Source organism: Aeromonas sp. R3-1, from assembly GCF_040908345.1.
Classification (GTDB): Bacteria; Pseudomonadota; Gammaproteobacteria; order Enterobacterales; family Aeromonadaceae; genus Aeromonas; species Aeromonas veronii.
The window spans coordinates 1-15,420 of record NZ_JBFODN010000248.1 but is presented as its reverse complement, the minus strand read 5'-3'; the positions used below and the strand labels follow the sequence as shown (position 1 = coordinate 15,420).

General features: G+C 60.4%; 17 protein-coding genes. 15 read left to right on the top strand and 2 right to left on the bottom strand.

The genetic code is table 11. The annotated features are described in order from the left end of the window. The first annotated feature begins 9 nt into the window (after nucleotides 1-9). The 5 genes from AB5Y85_RS16765 (at nucleotide 10) to galE (ending at nucleotide 5,690) form a co-directional block, all read left to right on the top strand. Entirely contained in the window at nucleotides 10-897 is an 888-nt protein-coding gene (locus AB5Y85_RS16765) for an N-acetylmuramoyl-L-alanine amidase (protein WP_257687409.1), read from the top strand. Nucleotides 898-1,052: 155 nt separating this feature from the next. Beyond that, a complete protein-coding gene (locus AB5Y85_RS16760; protein ID WP_005362843.1) occupies nucleotides 1,053-1,520 on the top strand; it encodes a Dps family protein in 468 nt (155 codons plus the stop codon). Between the two features lie 289 nt (nucleotides 1,521-1,809). Further along, nucleotides 1,810-3,459, top strand: coding sequence for a hydroxylamine reductase (hcp, locus tag AB5Y85_RS16755; RefSeq protein ID WP_088868515.1), 1,650 nt, complete (start codon nucleotides 1,810-1,812; stop codon nucleotides 3,457-3,459). Nucleotides 3,460-3,570: 111 nt separating this feature from the next. Continuing rightward, nucleotides 3,571-4,560 (top strand): hybrid-cluster NAD(P)-dependent oxidoreductase, encoded by a 990-nt coding sequence (locus AB5Y85_RS16750; protein WP_257687408.1) that lies wholly within the window; start codon nucleotides 3,571-3,573, stop codon nucleotides 4,558-4,560. Between the two features lie 116 nt (nucleotides 4,561-4,676). Continuing rightward, entirely contained in the window at nucleotides 4,677-5,690 is a 1,014-nt protein-coding gene (gene galE, locus AB5Y85_RS16745) for a UDP-glucose 4-epimerase GalE (RefSeq protein ID WP_005354620.1), read from the top strand. Between the two features lie 69 nt (nucleotides 5,691-5,759). On the opposite strand, the gene AB5Y85_RS16740 is transcribed toward galE, so the two are convergent. Next, nucleotides 5,760-6,461 carry a phosphatase PAP2 family protein gene (locus AB5Y85_RS16740; protein WP_257687407.1) on the bottom strand — a complete coding sequence of 234 codons (702 nt, stop codon included), beginning with the start codon at nucleotides 6,459-6,461 and terminating at the stop codon, nucleotides 5,760-5,762. Nucleotides 6,462-6,719: 258 nt separating this feature from the next. Between AB5Y85_RS16740 and mpl the strand changes: the two genes are divergently transcribed. After that, nucleotides 6,720-8,090, top strand: coding sequence for a UDP-N-acetylmuramate:L-alanyl-gamma-D-glutamyl-meso-diaminopimelate ligase (gene mpl, locus AB5Y85_RS16735; RefSeq protein WP_257687406.1), 1,371 nt, complete (start codon nucleotides 6,720-6,722; stop codon nucleotides 8,088-8,090). Beyond that, a complete protein-coding gene (locus AB5Y85_RS16730; protein ID WP_257687405.1) occupies nucleotides 8,087-8,698 on the top strand; it encodes a flavin prenyltransferase UbiX in 612 nt (203 codons plus the stop codon). The genes mpl and AB5Y85_RS16730 overlap by 4 nt, the downstream gene beginning before the upstream one ends. A gap of 72 nt (nucleotides 8,699-8,770) precedes the next feature. On the opposite strand, the gene AB5Y85_RS16725 is transcribed toward AB5Y85_RS16730, so the two are convergent. After that, the gene (locus AB5Y85_RS16725) at nucleotides 8,771-9,385 is read right to left on the bottom strand and encodes a TetR/AcrR family transcriptional regulator (protein ID WP_042079938.1); all 615 of its coding nucleotides are present in this window, start codon (nucleotides 9,383-9,385) and stop codon (nucleotides 8,771-8,773) included. 201 nt (nucleotides 9,386-9,586) lie between these two features. Here AB5Y85_RS16725 and hpt point away from each other — a divergent pair, with 201 nt between their 5' ends. The 8 genes from hpt to AB5Y85_RS16685 all read left to right on the top strand — a co-directional run bounded on the left by hpt (nucleotide 9,587) and on the right by AB5Y85_RS16685 (nucleotide 15,357). Continuing rightward, on the top strand, nucleotides 9,587-10,117 hold the full coding sequence (gene hpt, locus AB5Y85_RS16720) for a hypoxanthine phosphoribosyltransferase (RefSeq protein ID WP_005335618.1): 531 nt from the start codon (nucleotides 9,587-9,589) through the stop codon (nucleotides 10,115-10,117). A gap of 111 nt (nucleotides 10,118-10,228) precedes the next feature. Next, on the top strand, nucleotides 10,229-11,146 hold the full coding sequence (locus AB5Y85_RS16715; protein ID WP_100652864.1) for an ABC transporter ATP-binding protein: 918 nt from the start codon (nucleotides 10,229-10,231) through the stop codon (nucleotides 11,144-11,146). Beyond that, on the top strand, nucleotides 11,143-11,916 hold the full coding sequence (locus AB5Y85_RS16710; RefSeq protein ID WP_005362866.1) for an ABC transporter permease: 774 nt from the start codon (nucleotides 11,143-11,145) through the stop codon (nucleotides 11,914-11,916). The genes AB5Y85_RS16715 and AB5Y85_RS16710 overlap by 4 nt, the downstream gene beginning before the upstream one ends. Before the next feature lie 226 nt (nucleotides 11,917-12,142). Beyond that, nucleotides 12,143-13,294 (top strand): double-cubane-cluster-containing anaerobic reductase, encoded by a 1,152-nt coding sequence (locus tag AB5Y85_RS16705; protein WP_257687404.1) that lies wholly within the window; start codon nucleotides 12,143-12,145, stop codon nucleotides 13,292-13,294. Between the two features lie 9 nt (nucleotides 13,295-13,303). After that, the gene (locus AB5Y85_RS16700) at nucleotides 13,304-14,086 is read left to right on the top strand and encodes an acyl-CoA dehydratase activase (protein ID WP_257687403.1); all 783 of its coding nucleotides are present in this window, start codon (nucleotides 13,304-13,306) and stop codon (nucleotides 14,084-14,086) included. Next, on the top strand, nucleotides 14,083-14,391 hold the full coding sequence (locus tag AB5Y85_RS16695) for a DUF3343 domain-containing protein (protein ID WP_257687402.1): 309 nt from the start codon (nucleotides 14,083-14,085) through the stop codon (nucleotides 14,389-14,391). Before AB5Y85_RS16700 ends, AB5Y85_RS16695 begins: the two co-directional genes overlap by 4 nt. Nucleotides 14,392-14,405: 14 nt before the next feature. Then, the gene (locus tag AB5Y85_RS16690; protein ID WP_257687401.1) at nucleotides 14,406-14,825 is read left to right on the top strand and encodes a MauE/DoxX family redox-associated membrane protein; all 420 of its coding nucleotides are present in this window, start codon (nucleotides 14,406-14,408) and stop codon (nucleotides 14,823-14,825) included. A gap of 4 nt (nucleotides 14,826-14,829) precedes the next feature. After that, entirely contained in the window at nucleotides 14,830-15,357 is a 528-nt protein-coding gene (locus tag AB5Y85_RS16685) for a rhodanese-like domain-containing protein (protein WP_216960909.1), read from the top strand. Nucleotides 15,358-15,420 lie beyond the last annotated feature (63 nt).

Sequence of the window (15,420 nt, the reverse complement as noted above, 5' to 3'; positions counted from 1 at the left end):
GCCTTCGACATGTGCCAGCGACTCACTCCTCCCACGCTCAGCAACCTGGCTGCAGCAGGGGGATGGCGCTGGCGCTGTCTTCTTCCCCTCTTCTTTCTACCACTGGTTCTACTGCTGAGCGCCTGTACCCCGTCCGAGTACCGGCTCTCGACCCGCTATCAGAGCGCCAACCAGAACGAGCGGATCGCCTTTCTGATCCTCCACTACACCGACGAAGATGATGCCAATTCCCTGCGCCTCTTGACCGAGCCGGAGCACAAGGTGAGCGCCCACTACCTGATCCCCCGCGACAGCCACGAAACACCGCTACCGGTCTATCAGCTGGTGCCGGACAGCGCGCGCGCCTGGCATGCGGGACGCAGCCGTTGGCACCAATATGCCGGGCTCAATGCCAGCTCCCTTGGCATCGAGATCGTCAACCTCGGCTATCCAGCGGAAGATGAGTCGCTGGCCCCCGATGCCCGCCGCTGGCAACCCTATACCCCGCAGCAGATTGCTGCCGTCGGCGCACTCAGCCGGGAGCTGGCCGCCCGCTACCAGATTCCACCGACCCAGGTGCTGGGCCACAGCGATGTCGCCCCCGAGCGCAAGCAGGATCCCGGCCCTCACTTCCCCTGGCGCCAGCTCTATCTGACGTACGGAGTCGGCGCCTGGCCAGATGAAGGTCGGGTGGCCGAGTTACTGGCCAGCCCCTTGCCCGATTGGGATGCAGCCATGTGGCAACAGCAACTGGCCCGCTATGGCTATGGCCTGCCCCAGACTGGCCAGTGGGATGAGCAGAGCCGCGCCGTCATGGGCGCCTTTCAGCTCCACTTTCGCGCCAGCAGGGTCGATAGCAAACCGGACCGCGAGTGTCAGGCCATCCTGATGGCGCTGCTCGAAAAATACTTCCCCTAATACTCATCCATTGCCCCTGTTGCTGCGCACTGTTTGATAGCCTTTAGCTATCAAACAGTTAGGCACAAGCAATTGTCCCTGCATTTTGCAAGGCGTTACTCTGACTGCGTTCCGAAAGAGAATTTCAAACCGATTTCCAAATCTGGAGGTGAATGATGAAAAGCCCGATTGGTCTTGATACTGCTCAATCACAAGCCCTGGCAGCCGAGTTGAACAAATTGCTGGCCAGCTACCAGATCCTCTACATGAACGTGCGCGGCTTCCACTGGAATATCCGTGGCAACCAGTTCTTCGAACTGCACCTGAAATTTGAAGAGATTTACAACGACCTGCTGCTGAAAGTCGATGCACTGGCCGAGCGGATCCTGACCCTGGATGGCGTGCCCATGCACAGCTTCAGCGACTATCTGAAAGTCTCTGCCATCCCCGAGCAAAAAGGGCTGCACGATGGCCGCGCCTGTGTCGAATCCCTGCTGGATAGCTTCCGTGAACTGCTGGTCGCCCAGCGCCGCATTCTGGGTCAAGCCGCCGAAGCCGGTGATGAGGGCACAGCCTCCATCCTCTCCGACTATGTGCAGCAGCAGGAAAAACTGGTCTGGATGCTGCGCGCTTATCTGGCCTGATAGTGAACCAAGCCGACTACAGCGTACGTATGCTGGCTTGAGTAAGTACCGGGCCGAAAGCTCCTGACCAGACCACGGCCCAATCCGTCTGATTGTTATGTTCTGTTGCAAACCTGAGTTGTCTCTCCTTTTATCCACCCGCTTGCCGCCCTGTTTGGGCGGCTTTTTTTGTTTTTGATCTGCATCAAGGGAATCTTAATTGGCAAATTGAATGCCTATTAAGTTTTTCGCGAGAGGAATAGAATCGCCACAAAACAGACAACTGAAATGTCCAATTAGGAGAGACATGATGTTTTGTGTGCAATGTGAACAGACAATTCGTACCCCGGCAGGCAACGGCTGTGCCTACGCACAAGGTATGTGCGGCAAGACGGCTGAAACCTCGGATCTGCAGGATGTGCTGATCTACACCCTGCAGGGGCTCAGCGCCTGGGCGCTGGCCGCCCGCGAGCAGGGCATCATCGACCGCGAGATCGATGCCTTCGTGCCCAAGGCCTTCTTCGCTACCCTCACCAACGTCAACTTCGATTCCGCCCGTATCGTGGCGTACGTCAATCAGGCCCTCGCCTATCGCCAGCAGTTGGCCGATCGTCTGACCGCCATGGCGGTGCAGGTCAACGACTTGCCACAGTCCGCTTACTTCGAACCCGGTGCCGAACTGCTGGAACAACTTGCCCATGCCGCGCCAGCCGCCCCCAATCGGGGCAAGAGCGAGGTGAACGAGGACATCATGGGGCTGCGTCTGCTCTGTCTCTACGGCCTCAAGGGCGCCGCTGCCTACATGGAGCACGCCCGGGTGCTGGATCAGCAGAGTGACGAGGTGGCCGCCGAATTCCACCGCATCATGAGCTGGCTCAGCACAGACCCGAGCGAAATGGGTCGGCTATTCAGCTGTGCCATGGAGATCGGTCAGCTCAACTTCAAAATCATGGAGATGCTGGATCTCGGTGAAACCAGCGCCTTCGGTCATCCGGAGCCGACCCAGGTACGCGTAACCCCCATCCCCGGCAAGTGCATTCTGGTCTCCGGCCACGACATGATGGATCTCAAACTCATTCTGGAGCAGACCAAGGGGACCGGCATTCATGTCTACACCCACGGCGAGATGCTGCCCGCGCTGGCCTACCCCTTCTTCAAACAGTACCCCCATCTGGTGGGCAACTACGGCTCCGCCTGGCAGAACCAGCAGAAGGAGTTTGCCAACTTCCCGGGCGCGGTGGTGATGACCTCCAACTGCATCATCGACCCGAATGTGGGCAACTACTCGGATCGTATCTTCACCCGCTCCATCGTCGGCTGGCCGGGCGTCACCCATCTGGAGGGAGATGATTTCTCCGCAGTGATCGCCAAGGCCCAAGCGCTGGAAGGCTTCAAGCACACCGAGCTCGAGCACTTCATCACCATCGGCTTTGCCCGCAACGCTCTGATGCAGGCAGCACCCGCGGTGATCGAGAAGGTCAAAGCCGGGGAGATCAGCCACTTTTTCCTGGTGGGTGGCTGTGACGGCGACAAGGCCGAGCGCGCCTACTTCACCGAGTTTGCCAAGGCGGCGCCGCGCGACAGCCTGCTGCTCACGCTGGGCTGCGGCAAGTACAAGTTCAACAAGCTCGACTTTGGCGACATCGGCGGCATTCCGCGTCTGCTGGACGTGGGTCAGTGCAACGATGCCTATTCCGCCATCCAGTTGGCGCTGGCACTCTCCGAGGCGTTCGAGTGCGGGGTCAACGATCTGCCGCTGACGCTGGTGCTCTCCTGGTTCGAGCAAAAAGCCATCGTCATTCTGCTCACCCTGCTCTCCCTCGGGGTGAAGGACATTCGTACCGGGCCGACCGCCCCCGCCTTCCTCACCCCGGCGCTGCTCAAGGTGCTGGAGGAGCAATTTGGCCTGAAAGGGACCACCACGGCCGAGGCTGACTTGGCCGAGATCCTGGCGGCCTGATCGGCACCTCATGTTGTAAGCGTTTGGCGAGCCGCCCGGCTCGCCTTTTTTCTGGATCCGGCTTTTTCACCAGACGTTTTTCGAACCGTTTAAAACCTAAGGAGCCTTGTGATGACCTCTCTCACGCTCACCTGCATTGGCCGCCAACAGAACACCCACGACGTCGTGAGCTGGCAGCTGGCGCCGCTTTCCGGCAGCCTCCCTCCCGTGCTGGCTGGCCAGTGCATCACCCTGCATACCGAGATAGACGGCCAGCCTGAGTGCCGCGCCTATACCCTCTCCTCCAGCCCGCAGGATGCATGCTGGCAAGTGACTATCAAGGATGTGGGACGGGTCTCTCGCCATCTGCACCAGACCCTGCAAGTGGGCGACGAGATCCGGGTGGATGGTCCCTTTGGCGATTTCAACCTGACCAACCTCCCTTGCAAACGGCCACTGCTGCTCAGTGCCGGTTCCGGCATCACCCCCATGTGGGCCATGCTGCGGGACGAGCTCGCCAAACGGCCGGATGCCGATATCCGCTTTATCCATAGCACCCGCTCGCCAGCAGATGTGATCTTCGCAGATGACTTGGCTGCATTGGCCGAAGCGCACCCCGGTGTACGCCATGCCCTGATACTGGAAGGGGCCCCAGCAGATCACCCCTGGATTGGCAGGCTCACCCCCGCCATGCTGGCCGAACTGGCCCCAGATCTGCGCGAACGCCATGTCTATCTCTGTGGCCCGGCCCCCTATATGGCGGCGGTCAGGACCATGCTGACGGAGCTGGGATTGCCGCCGGAGCAACTGCATCAGGAGTCCTTTGGCCTTCCTCCAGCAGAGCCCGCCACGACCACCAACGATCACTTCTGGCTGACCCTGAAAAAGAGCGGAAAAAAGGTGAAAATCCTGCCGGGTCAGACCCTGCTGGCGGCGCTGGAAGCTGCAGGCGAAACCATAATGGCGGCTTGTCGCGCCGGGGTATGTGGCAGCTGTCGTTGCACCACCACAGGTGACATCGAGCGCCAGAGCGTGATGACCCTGAGTGCTCAGGATCTGGAGAGCGGCGTTGCTCTGGCCTGCTCCTGCACCGCAAAAGGGGATATCGGCCTCGATTATTGAGGCGTGGTGAAGGCTTTTGTGAGGTGCGGTGAAAGCGTCATCGGTATCCCAACCTTTTCCCAAGTAGACAGGGGCGCTAGACTCTGCCCCAGTTTCACCAGAACACGGGATAAAAAATGACAATACTGGTCACAGGGGGCGCCGGCTATATCGGCTCCCATACCCTGGTTGAACTCTTGAACGTCGGGCAGCAGGTCGTGGTACTCGACAACCTCTCCAACTCCTCACCGGAGTCACTCAAGCGAGTCGAGCAGATTACCGGCAAGCCGGTCACCTTCGTCGAAGGGGATGTGCTGGACAGAGCCTGCCTGCAGCAGCTGTTCGCCAACCACCAGATCGAATCGGTCATTCACTTCGCCGGTCTCAAGGCGGTCGGGGAGTCGAGCCAGATCCCGCTCACCTACTACCAGAACAACATCAGCGGCACTCTGGTGCTGTGCGAAGAGATGGCCAGGGCTGGCGTTTTCCGGCTGGTATTCAGCTCCTCGGCCACCGTCTATGGCGATCCCGCCTCGGTACCGCTGCGGGAAGATTTCCCCACCAGCGCCACCAACCCCTATGGTCGCTCCAAGCTGATGGTGGAGGAGATCCTCCGTGATCTCGCCAAATCCGATCCCCGCTGGGCTATCGTGCTGCTGCGTTACTTCAACCCGGTCGGCGCCCACGAGAGCGGCCTGATTGGTGAAGATCCCAACGGCATCCCCAACAACCTGTTGCCCTATATCAGCCAGGTGGGTGTCGGCAAGCTCAAGGAGCTGGGGGTATTTGGCAACGACTACCCGACCCCGGATGGCACCGGCGTACGTGACTACATCCATGTGGTGGATCTCGCCATCGGCCACCTGAAAGCACTGGCGCGCATCAAGAGCGACACCGGCGTCTTCACCTACAACCTGGGCACAGGTCAGGGCTACTCGGTACTGGAGATGGTCAAGGCGTTTGAAGCGGCCAGCGGCCGACCCATTCCCTACCAGATCAAACCCCGTCGCCCGGGCGACATCGCCGAGTGCTGGGCAGAGCCGACGCTGGCCCGTGCCGAGCTGGGTTGGCAGGCAGAGCGCGGTCTGGAGCAGATGATGGTCGATACCTGGCGCTGGCAAAGCAACAACCCGAACGGCTATCAAGGCTGATCTCTCGCGGGTGGATAACAAAACGCCCCGACATTTTCATGTCGGGGCGTTTTATTTTGCGACGTTCAATCAGTGGGTCTGACTGCGCAGCAGCGGCACACGGGCCAATCGGGGGGCAATGCGCTCTATCAGCCGATCCGCCAGCGGGGTCAACAGCAGCCAGGGCAGACAGAGGGTCGCCAGCCCCAGCGCGCCGACGTAGACATCGGTAAACCAGTGGGCGCCAGCCAGAATGCGCGGCGCGGAAAAGATCGGCACCATCAGCAATGCGGTGACTCCCGCCCAGCGCGGCAGATAACGCAAGGCGTAGCCGGCGAAGATCATCAGAAACAGGGCGTGATCCCCGGGGAAGCTGTCACCGGAAGAGTCCTTGGTCGGAATAGCACTGATCTGGGTCACCCGCAGCGCATCGGCCACCATCAGGGTCGGGCTGGGTCGCTCAACTGGCAACCTGTGACCAAACTGGTTAATCACCAGAGCACTCAGCAACATCACAATACCCATCGCCACAAGTTGGCGACGACCTGCCAAATCCCGGGCGAAGAAGCAACGGGCCAGGATCAGCCCCATACAGGCCAACACCGCCAGATCGAACAGCCGGTTATTGGTGATGGCCACCAGATCGGCCCACAAAGGCGACTGGCCGAGCCAGCCGTTAACGGTATGAAAAATCGCGAGGTCCCACTGATCCCAGGGACCGTGAGCGGGCAGCGCAGCCCAACTGATGGCCACCAGACCACCGACCAGATAGCAAAGCAGGAACTTGCCCATGGGGACTCTCCTTTGGAAAAGGGCGATATCGTAAAACTGTAGCGTGCGTCACAAAACCGAAGAATTGTAAGAAAGTGCGACACAATATCAAGTCTCAAATAAAGCCTGCCAGCCCATTCCAATCTCGCATATCCCAACAGCGCCAAGATTTATGCCTCCGGTGCTGCATCTGTGGGCCTCTCACCATGAGTGCGGCTTGTGCCACCACCGCAACACCCCCTAGAATGCGCACTTCCCTTTACTGCGAAAGGAAGCGGTATGCATATTCACATTCTCGGGATCTGCGGCACCTTTATGGGTGGTCTGGCGGTGTTGGCAAAACAGCTTGGTTACCGGGTGACCGGTTCGGATGCCAATGTCTATCCCCCCATGAGTACCCAGCTCGAGCAACAGGGCATTGAACTGACCGAAGGCTATGACCCCTCCCAACTCGATCCGGCGCCGGATCTGGTGGTGATCGGCAACGCCATGAGCCGCGGCAACCCCTGTGTTGAATATGTGCTGGACCGCAATTTGCCCTACATCTCCGGCCCCCAGTGGCTGCTGGAGCACGTGCTGCAGGATCGCTGGGTGCTGGCCGTAGCCGGCACCCACGGCAAGACCACCACCGCCAGCATGCTGGCCTGGGTGCTGGAGTACGCCAAGCTGGAGCCCGGTTTCCTCATTGGCGGCGTACCGGGCAACTTCCCGGTCTCCGCCCGTCTCGGCTCCGCCCCCTTCTTCGTCATCGAAGCGGACGAGTATGACTGCGCCTTCTTCGACAAACGCTCCAAGTTCGTCCACTACCACCCGCGCACCCTGGTGATGAACAATCTGGAGTTCGACCACGCGGACATCTTCCCGGATCTCGCCGCGATCCAGCGCCAGTTCCACCACCTGATGCGCACCGTGCCGAGCAACGGCCGGGTGCTGTTCCCGCAAGCCGATGACAACCTCACCGCCGTGCGCAAGATGGGCTGCTGGAGCGAAGTGGAGCTGGTAGGTCAGGACGACGCCAAGTGGAAAGCTGTCAAGCTGGCCGATGACGGCTCCGCCTTCGAGGTGTGGCTGGATGGTGAAAAACAGGGCGAGGTGCACTGGGAGTGCATCGGCGAGCACAACGTCAACAATGGCCTGATGGCCATCGCTGCTGCCCGCCACTCCGGTGTCATGGTGGAGCATGGCATCGCAGCCCTCTGCCAATTCAAATCCCCCAAGCGGCGGATGGAGCTCAAGGGTGAGGTAGCGGGCATCAGCGTCTATGACGACTTCGCCCACCACCCCACCGCCATCGAGACCACCCTCGGCGGCCTGCGCGCCAAAGTGGGCAAGGCCCGCATCCTGGCAGTGCTGGAGCCACGCTCCAACACCATGAAGCTGGGGGTACACAAGGAGGAGCTGGCTGGCTGCTTCGATGGCGCCGACGAGGTGTTCTTCTTCCAACCCCCCAACATCGGCTGGGATCTCGGCGAGGTGACGGCCCATATGACCCGACCGGCCAAGGTATTCAACGATCTGGAGACCCTGATCAACCGGCTGGTGGCCGAGAGCCGCGATGGCGACCATATTCTGATCATGAGCAACGGCGGCTTCGGTGGCATTCATGACAAGCTGATCGCCCGCCTCAAGGATTACCACGGCGAACTATGAACAAAGCGATCACCCTGGCGCTGACCGGCGCCTCCGGCGCCCCCTACGCCCTGCGCCTGCTCCAGTGTCTGGTGCAGGCGGACTATCGGATCTACCTGCTCGCCTCATCGGCGGCTCGTGTGGTACTCAAGACCGAGCAGCAACAGGATTGGCCCGGCTCGCCGAAAGAGCTCTCTGCCTATCTTTGTCGCCAATATGGCGCCAAGGAGGGGCAGATTGTCGCCTGCGGCAAGGAAGAGTGGTTCTCACCGGTGGCCTCCGGTTCGGCCGCGCCCAAACAGATGGTGGTCTGCCCCTGCTCCATGGGCACCGTCTCGGCCATTGCCAACGGCACCTCCGACAACCTGCTGGAGCGGGCGGCGGATGTGGTGCTCAAGGAGCGTGGCCAGCTGATCCTGGTGCCCCGCGAAACCCCCTTCTCGGCGATCCATCTGGAGAACATGCTGAAACTGGCGCGGCTCGGGGTGACCATCATGCCTGCCGCCCCCGGTTTCTATCATGAGCCGAAAAGCATCGCCGATCTGGTGGACTTTATGGTCGCCCGCATCCTCGATCATCTCGGTGTCGAGCATGAGTTGACCCACCGCTGGGGCTATGGCCACCAGTGAGGTGACCGCCATATCCGGCCATAAAAAAACGGCGCCACTCAATGAGTGACGCCGTTTTTTCGTTAAGCCGTGTTAGCGAGCCTGAATTGGCGCCGTCACGTACTTGAACAGGAAATCAGTCACCTCTTGGCGCGCCGGGCGCTGAGGTTGATTGATCATCTGCATCATCACATAGCCAAAACCGGTCAGAGAACGGGCCAGATCCTGTGCTGACAGCACGCTGGTGATCTCCCCTGCATCCATGGCGGTTTGCAGCTCGCTGGCGATCAGCTCAAGGCAGTGATCGAGCAGCCGGGTATAGCGGGGCCATACCTCTTCCCGAACCGATGAGCTCCACTCCAGCCAGATACCGGCATAATCCGGTTGATCGTAGGCGGCATCGACAGAGAGGCGTACATGACGCTGGATCTTGTCGAAAATGGAGCCCTGGTCACCGTATGCCTGCGACAGCATCTGGTTCACAAAGCGTTCGATCTCGGCCAGCACCTCATCTACCAACTCCTCGCGGGTGTTGAAATAGTTGAAGACGGTAGCCACAGAGACCTTGGCCTGTTCGGCTATCTCGGCGTGACCTGCACGGCCAATGCCGCGACGGGAGAACACCTCGATGGCACATTCCATCAATTGGGAGCGACGAGCTTCCGGCGACAGCCGGGTACGACGTCTTATTTCTGCGCGTGGTTCCATAGTTTTTATCATCTAATAGTTATTGATTATGGTGTTTATAGTATTTTAACTAATCATGCCTGAGTGCCTGCTAACTCTATCAATTAAAATAAGCCGATAAAAGCACCACGTATCTCTAGCACCCTTCAACATGAGTGGTAGAATCATCGGTTTTGATATTCATGAACGGCCAAATCCCCTTTGGCCTTATGGGAGTAAGTGATGAAACACACCGTCGAGGTGATGATCTCCGAGGCTGAAGTAGCCGCCCGGATCGCCAAATTGGGTGAAGAGATCACCGCCCGCTATCAGGGTTCTGACGAAGTCGTGATGATTGCGCTGCTGCGCGGTTCCTGCATCTTCCTGGCCGACCTCTGCCGCCAGTGCCAGCTGCCCATCACCCTGGACTTCATGACCGCCTCCAGCTACGGCTCCGGCATGCACAGCACCCGTGACGTCCGCATCCTCAAAGACCTGGACGACGACATCAAGGGCAAGGATGTGGTGATCGTGGAAGACATCATCGACACCGGTTACACCCTCAACAAGGTGCGCGAGATCCTCTCCCTGCGCGAGCCGAAATCCTTGGCCATCTGCACCCTGCTGGACAAACCCTCCCGCCGCGAAGTGCAGGTGCCGGTCGACTGGATTGGCTTCGCCATTCCGGACGAATTCGTGGTCGGTTGTGGCATCGACTACGCCCAGAAGTACCGCAACCTGCCGTTTATCGGCAAAGTGGTACCCCAGGAGTAAGCCAGGTTCAGGAATATCACGGGTGAAGCGGCCTTGCGCCCTTTACTCTGTGCAGGCGGCCTTGGCCGCCTTTTCTGTATCGAGCCGGATTCAACCATCACAGAGGTTGCAATGAACGCACTGGAAATCAGCGGCCTGAAAAAGACCTATCAGGGGGGCGTCGAAGCCCTTAAAGGCATCGATCTTACCGTCAGGCAGGGGGATTTCTTCGCCCTGCTCGGCCCGAACGGCGCGGGCAAATCCACCACCATCGGCGTCATCAGCTCGCTGGTGAACAAGAGCGCCGGCAAGGTGAAGGTATTTGGCTACGACATCGACAGCGATCTCGAGCAGGCCAAGGCTCAGCTCGGGCTGGTACCGCAGGAGTTCAACTTCAGCCAGTTCGAGAAGGTGATCCAGATTGTCACCCATCAGGCCGGTTTCTACGGCGTTCCCAAGGCGGAAGCCAAGATCCGCGCCGAGAAGTACCTGCGCCAGCTCGATCTGTGGGAGAAGCGCGACATGCCTGCCCGCACCCTCTCCGGCGGCATGAAGCGCCGCCTGATGATCGCCCGCGCCCTGATGCACGAGCCCAAACTGCTGATCCTCGATGAACCGACCGCCGGGGTCGATATCGAGATCCGCCGCTCCATGTGGACCTTCCTCAAGGATCTCAACGAGCAGGGCGTCACCATCATCCTTACTACCCACTATCTGGAAGAGGCGGAGATGCTCTGCCGCAACATCGGCATCATCGACAAGGGTCGTCTGATCGAGAACACCAGCATGAAGAATCTGCTGGGCAAGCTGGGTCGCGAGACCTTCCTGCTCGACCTTGCGCCAGGTTCTGCCGTACCTGAGGTGCCGGAGTTCAACGGCCGCATGCAGGATGAACGCACCCTGGAAGTGGATCTCGACAAGAGCCAGTCACTCAACAGCCTGTTCGAGCAGTTGTCCAACCAGCAGGTGCAGGTCGTGAGCATGCGAAACAAAGCCAACCGGCTGGAAGAGCTGTTCGTCAATCTGGTCGAAGAGGGGAGAAAAGCATGAATCTGGCCATCTATTACATCGCCTTCAAGAGCATTCTGGCCAAGGAGGTGAGCCGCTTTACCCGGATCTGGATCCAGACCCTGGTGCCACCGGCCATCACCATGAGCCTCTATTTCGTCATCTTCGGCAACCTGATCGGTTCGCGCATCGGTGACATGGGCGGCTTCACCTACATGGAGTTCATCGTGCCCGGCCTCATCATGATGTCGGTGATCACCAACTCCTACTCCAACGTTGCCTCCTCCTTCTTCAGCGCCAAGTTCCAGCGCAATATCGAGGAGATGCTGGTCGCGCCGGTGCCCAACTACGTCATCATCGCCGGTTACGTGGGCGGTGGCGTAGCGCGCGGCCTCTGTGTCGGCCTCATCGTCACCCTGGTATCGCTGTTCTTCGTGCCGCTGCAGATCCACCATCTGTTCAGCGTCTGCGTGACCGTGCTGCTCACCGCGATCCTCTTCTCGCTGGGTGGCCTTATCAACGCGGTGTTTGCCAAGACTTTCGACGACATCAGCATCATCCCCACCTTCGTGCTGACGCCGCTCACCTATCTGGGCGGGGTGTTCTACTCCATCAGCCTGCTGCCCCCCTTCTGGCAGGGTGTCTCCCAGGTGAACCCCATCATCTACATGGTGAATGCGTTCCGTTACGGCTTCCTCGGCATCTCCGACGTGCCACTCGGCACCGCCTACCTCATCATCATCGGCTTCATCGTGGCCCTCTACGGTATCGCCTGGTGGCTTATCTCTCGGGGCACCGGTCTGCGCCACTAATGACCAAAACGGGCACCTCGCGGTGCCCGTTTTTTATTCCCCCTCTAGCCCCTCCAACCTGCCAGCCCCCTTCTCAATAACCTGCCTGTCATTAAGGATTTACCTGACACCTTGTGATCCACCGCAATTTTCGAATTACCCCCAAAGGTATAATTCTCGCGGTTGGATGTGCCGTCACGGATGGCTCGTCCGTCTCTTCATTTCTCTCATCAGGGCAGGATCGCCTATGTCACTTATCACCGAGTTGCCAGCCATATTCGATAGTTTTTCAGATGCCCGTCGTCAGGGCTTTCTGGCTGTAATGGCACTCAAGGAGCGACAGATCCCCCTGGTCGGTACCTACTGTACCTTTATGCCGCAGGAGGTGGCGATAGCCGCCGGCGCCGTGGTGGTATCGCTCTGCTCCACCAGCGACGAGACCATCGAGGAGGCCGAGAAAGATCTGCCCCGCAACCTTTGCCCGCTCATCAAGAGCAGCTACGGTTTTGGCAAGACCGACAAGTGCCCCTACTTCTACTTCTCCGATCTGGTGGTGGGGGAAACCACCTGCGACGGCAAGAAGAAGATGTACGAGTACATGGCCGAGTTCAAACCGGTGCATGTGATGCAGTTGCCCAACCGCGCCGATGACAAGGCCTCCCGCACCCTGTGGCGCAGCGAAATCGTCCGCTTCAAGCAGGTGCTGGAGCAGCAGTTCGGCAAGCCCATCAGCGAGCAGGCATTGCGAGACGCCATCGTGCAGAAAAACCGCGAGCGCCGCGCGCTGGCCGATTTCTACCGGCTGGGCCAGCTCAATCCGCCGGCACTCAGCGGTACCGACCTGCTCAAGGTGGTCTATGGTGCCACCTTCCGCTTCGACAAGGAGCAGCTCATCAGCGAGCTGCAGGAGATGACCCGCCGCATCAAGGCCGAGTATGCCGAGGGCAAGCGGCTCGATGCCCGCCCGCGCATCCTCATCACCGGCTGCCCCATCGGCGGCGCGGCCGACAAGGTGGTGCGCCTCATCGAGGAGCACGGCGGCTGGGTGGTGGGTTACGAGAACTGCACCGGCGCCAAGGCAACCGAGCAATGCGTCAGCGAAGAGGGCGACCCGTTCGATGCGCTGACCGACAAGTATCTGGCCATCGGCTGCTCCTGCATCTCCCCCAACCACCAACGCATGAATCTGCTGAGCCAGATGGTGGAGGAGTATCAGGCGGACGGGGTGATCGATGTGATCCTGCAGGCTTGCCACACCTATGCGGTGGAGTCGCTCACCATCAAGCGCCATGTGCGCGAACGCCACGGTATCCCCTACATGGCAGTCGAGACCGACTACTCCAGCGCCGACAAGGGACAACTGGCCACCCGGCTGGCCGCCTTTATCGAGATGCTGTAAGGAGGCGCCGTGTCACTCTCCATCGGGATTGACTCGGGCTCCACCGCGACCAAGGGGATCCTGTTCGACCACAAGGATGGCGGGCGTATCGTCCGCCGTTTTCTGGTGCCGACCCCCTTTCGTCCGCTGGCTGCCATCGAGCAAGGCTGGGAGGAGCTCTCGGCCGATTTGCCAGAGCGCCCCCACCTGACCCTGACCGGCTATGGCCGGGATCTGGCGTCGTTCGCCGATCGCCGGGTTACCGAGATCTCCTGCCATGGGCTGGGGGCTCGCCTGCTCTGCCCGTCGGTACACACCGTCATCGACATCGGCGGGCAGGACAGCAAGGTGATCCAGCTAGATAGCGAGGGCAACCTCACCGACTTTCTGATGAACGACAAGTGCGCCGCCGGTACCGGCCGCTTTCTCGAGGTGATCACCCGCACTCTGGGGGCTCGGGTAGAGCAGCTTGACGAACTGCTGCAAGGGGCCGAGCCCCACGACATCAGCAGCATGTGCACCGTGTTTGCCGAATCGGAGGCGATCAGCCTGCGCTCGGCGGGCATTCCGGCCGAGTCGATTCTGGCCGGCATCGTCCGCGCCATGGCCCGGCGCAGTGCCAACTTTATCGGCCGCCTCGGCGCCCGACCGAGCGTACTCTTTACCGGCGGCGTCAGCCACTGCGCCACCTTCCGCCACTATCTGGCCGAAGGGTTGGGCTGCGAAGTGGTCACCCACCCGGATGCCCAGTTTGCCGGTGCGCTGGGGGCAGCCCTGTTCGGCGCGCACGCCAGCACGGGAGGCAAATCATGAATCAGGAGTTTCTCTACCTGTTCCACTCCACCCTCGGCACGGTCAGACTGCGCAAGCGGCTGGAGCAGCACGACCAGTCGTTTCGGGTCTGCGACGTGCCGCGCCTGCTCAGTGCTGGCTGTGGCCTCGCCATTCGCCTCCACTGCCCGCCAGACGAGTGGTCACAGTGGTGCCAGCGCGGTGAAACCGCCGCCGTCTTTCGCTGCGAAGCGGACGGCGACTATCAGGAGCTGGCCCGCTATCCGGCCGATAGCCCGGACATGGCGAAGCAAACGCCTGTGGCTGGCAGTCGGAGTCATGGATGATAAAGAGCTATCCCATGGTTGTTTATCTGCGCATGCTGGCCAATCTGGCGCTGGGGGGATTCTTCCTCGCCTCCGCCGGGTTCAAGCTGATATCCCCCGCCCTGTTCATCGAGCAGATCGGCGCCTTTGGCCTGATCTGGCCGTCACTGATCCCGCCGGTGGCCTGGGGGCTGATCGCGCTGGAGCTCTGCGCAGGGCTTGCGGTCATCGCCAACCGGCGCTGGGGACTGTGGCTGGTGATCGGGCTGCTCGCCCTGTTTATTCCGGTGTTGGGCTATGGCGCTGCCATCGGGCTCGACATCTCTTGCGGCTGTCTGGGCAGGGCTGACCTCAGCTCGTTGCCGGAGGCCATTGTGCGGGATCTGCTGCTACTGACGCTTGCGGGCGCCCTGCTGCGAACTTCCCGCCCCGTTTTTCCCGTTCTAAAGGAGTAGTGACATGATGACATTGCGATCCCGCACCCTGCTGGCCTCGCTGATCGCCGCCAGCTTTGCCCTCACGGGCTGTGGCGACAACCAGTTCGAGCAGGAGGTGAAGCTTGAGCAGTCGGCGGTGCAGCTGGCACAGGAGGCGCAGCAGGGGGGCTATCAGCTGCTGACCGTGGCCGAGCTGAAGACCCGGATGGACAAGGGCGAGGAGCTGGTGATCATCGACACCATGCCCTATGAGGACTCCTACAAGAAAGAGCACATCCCGGGCGCCAAGAACTTTGTCTTCGTGAAGGAGGCCAAGTCCGGCGACAACTGGAGCGAAATCGTCGAGGGGAGCGGCACGGCGGAGCAGTTCCAAGCGCTGCTGGGTGAAGACAAGTCCCGCCCGGTGGTGATCTACTGCGGCTTCGTCAAGTGCGGCCGCAGCCACAACGCAGCCGCCTGGGCGGTGACTCAGGGCTATCAGCAAGTCTATCGGGTGCCGGGCGGCATCTTCGCCTGGAAAGGAGCCGGTTACCCCGTCTCTGCCGAGTAACCGCGTCTGCCCACAAGGCAACACAGCCGATATGAAAGAAGCCCGCAACTGCGGGCTTCTTTC

Coding starts and splice junctions, on each gene's coding strand:
- AB5Y85_RS16765 (WP_257687409.1), top strand. CDS start 10: ATGTGCCAGCGACTCACTCCTCCCACGCTCAGCAACCTGGCTGCAGCA.
- AB5Y85_RS16760 (WP_005362843.1), top strand. CDS start 1,053: ATGAAAAGCCCGATTGGTCTTGATACTGCTCAATCACAAGCCCTGGCA.
- hcp (WP_088868515.1), top strand. CDS start 1,810: ATGTTTTGTGTGCAATGTGAACAGACAATTCGTACCCCGGCAGGCAAC.
- AB5Y85_RS16750 (WP_257687408.1), top strand. CDS start 3,571: ATGACCTCTCTCACGCTCACCTGCATTGGCCGCCAACAGAACACCCAC.
- galE (WP_005354620.1), top strand. CDS start 4,677: ATGACAATACTGGTCACAGGGGGCGCCGGCTATATCGGCTCCCATACC.
- AB5Y85_RS16740 (WP_257687407.1), bottom strand. CDS start 6,461: ATGGGCAAGTTCCTGCTTTGCTATCTGGTCGGTGGTCTGGTGGCCATC.
- mpl (WP_257687406.1), top strand. CDS start 6,720: ATGCATATTCACATTCTCGGGATCTGCGGCACCTTTATGGGTGGTCTG.
- AB5Y85_RS16730 (WP_257687405.1), top strand. CDS start 8,087: ATGAACAAAGCGATCACCCTGGCGCTGACCGGCGCCTCCGGCGCCCCC.
- AB5Y85_RS16725 (WP_042079938.1), bottom strand. CDS start 9,385: ATGGAACCACGCGCAGAAATAAGACGTCGTACCCGGCTGTCGCCGGAA.
- hpt (WP_005335618.1), top strand. CDS start 9,587: ATGAAACACACCGTCGAGGTGATGATCTCCGAGGCTGAAGTAGCCGCC.
- AB5Y85_RS16715 (WP_100652864.1), top strand. CDS start 10,229: ATGAACGCACTGGAAATCAGCGGCCTGAAAAAGACCTATCAGGGGGGC.
- AB5Y85_RS16710 (WP_005362866.1), top strand. CDS start 11,143: ATGAATCTGGCCATCTATTACATCGCCTTCAAGAGCATTCTGGCCAAG.
- AB5Y85_RS16705 (WP_257687404.1), top strand. CDS start 12,143: ATGTCACTTATCACCGAGTTGCCAGCCATATTCGATAGTTTTTCAGAT.
- AB5Y85_RS16695 (WP_257687402.1), top strand. CDS start 14,083: ATGAATCAGGAGTTTCTCTACCTGTTCCACTCCACCCTCGGCACGGTC.
- AB5Y85_RS16690 (WP_257687401.1), top strand. CDS start 14,406: ATGGTTGTTTATCTGCGCATGCTGGCCAATCTGGCGCTGGGGGGATTC.
- AB5Y85_RS16685 (WP_216960909.1), top strand. CDS start 14,830: ATGATGACATTGCGATCCCGCACCCTGCTGGCCTCGCTGATCGCCGCC.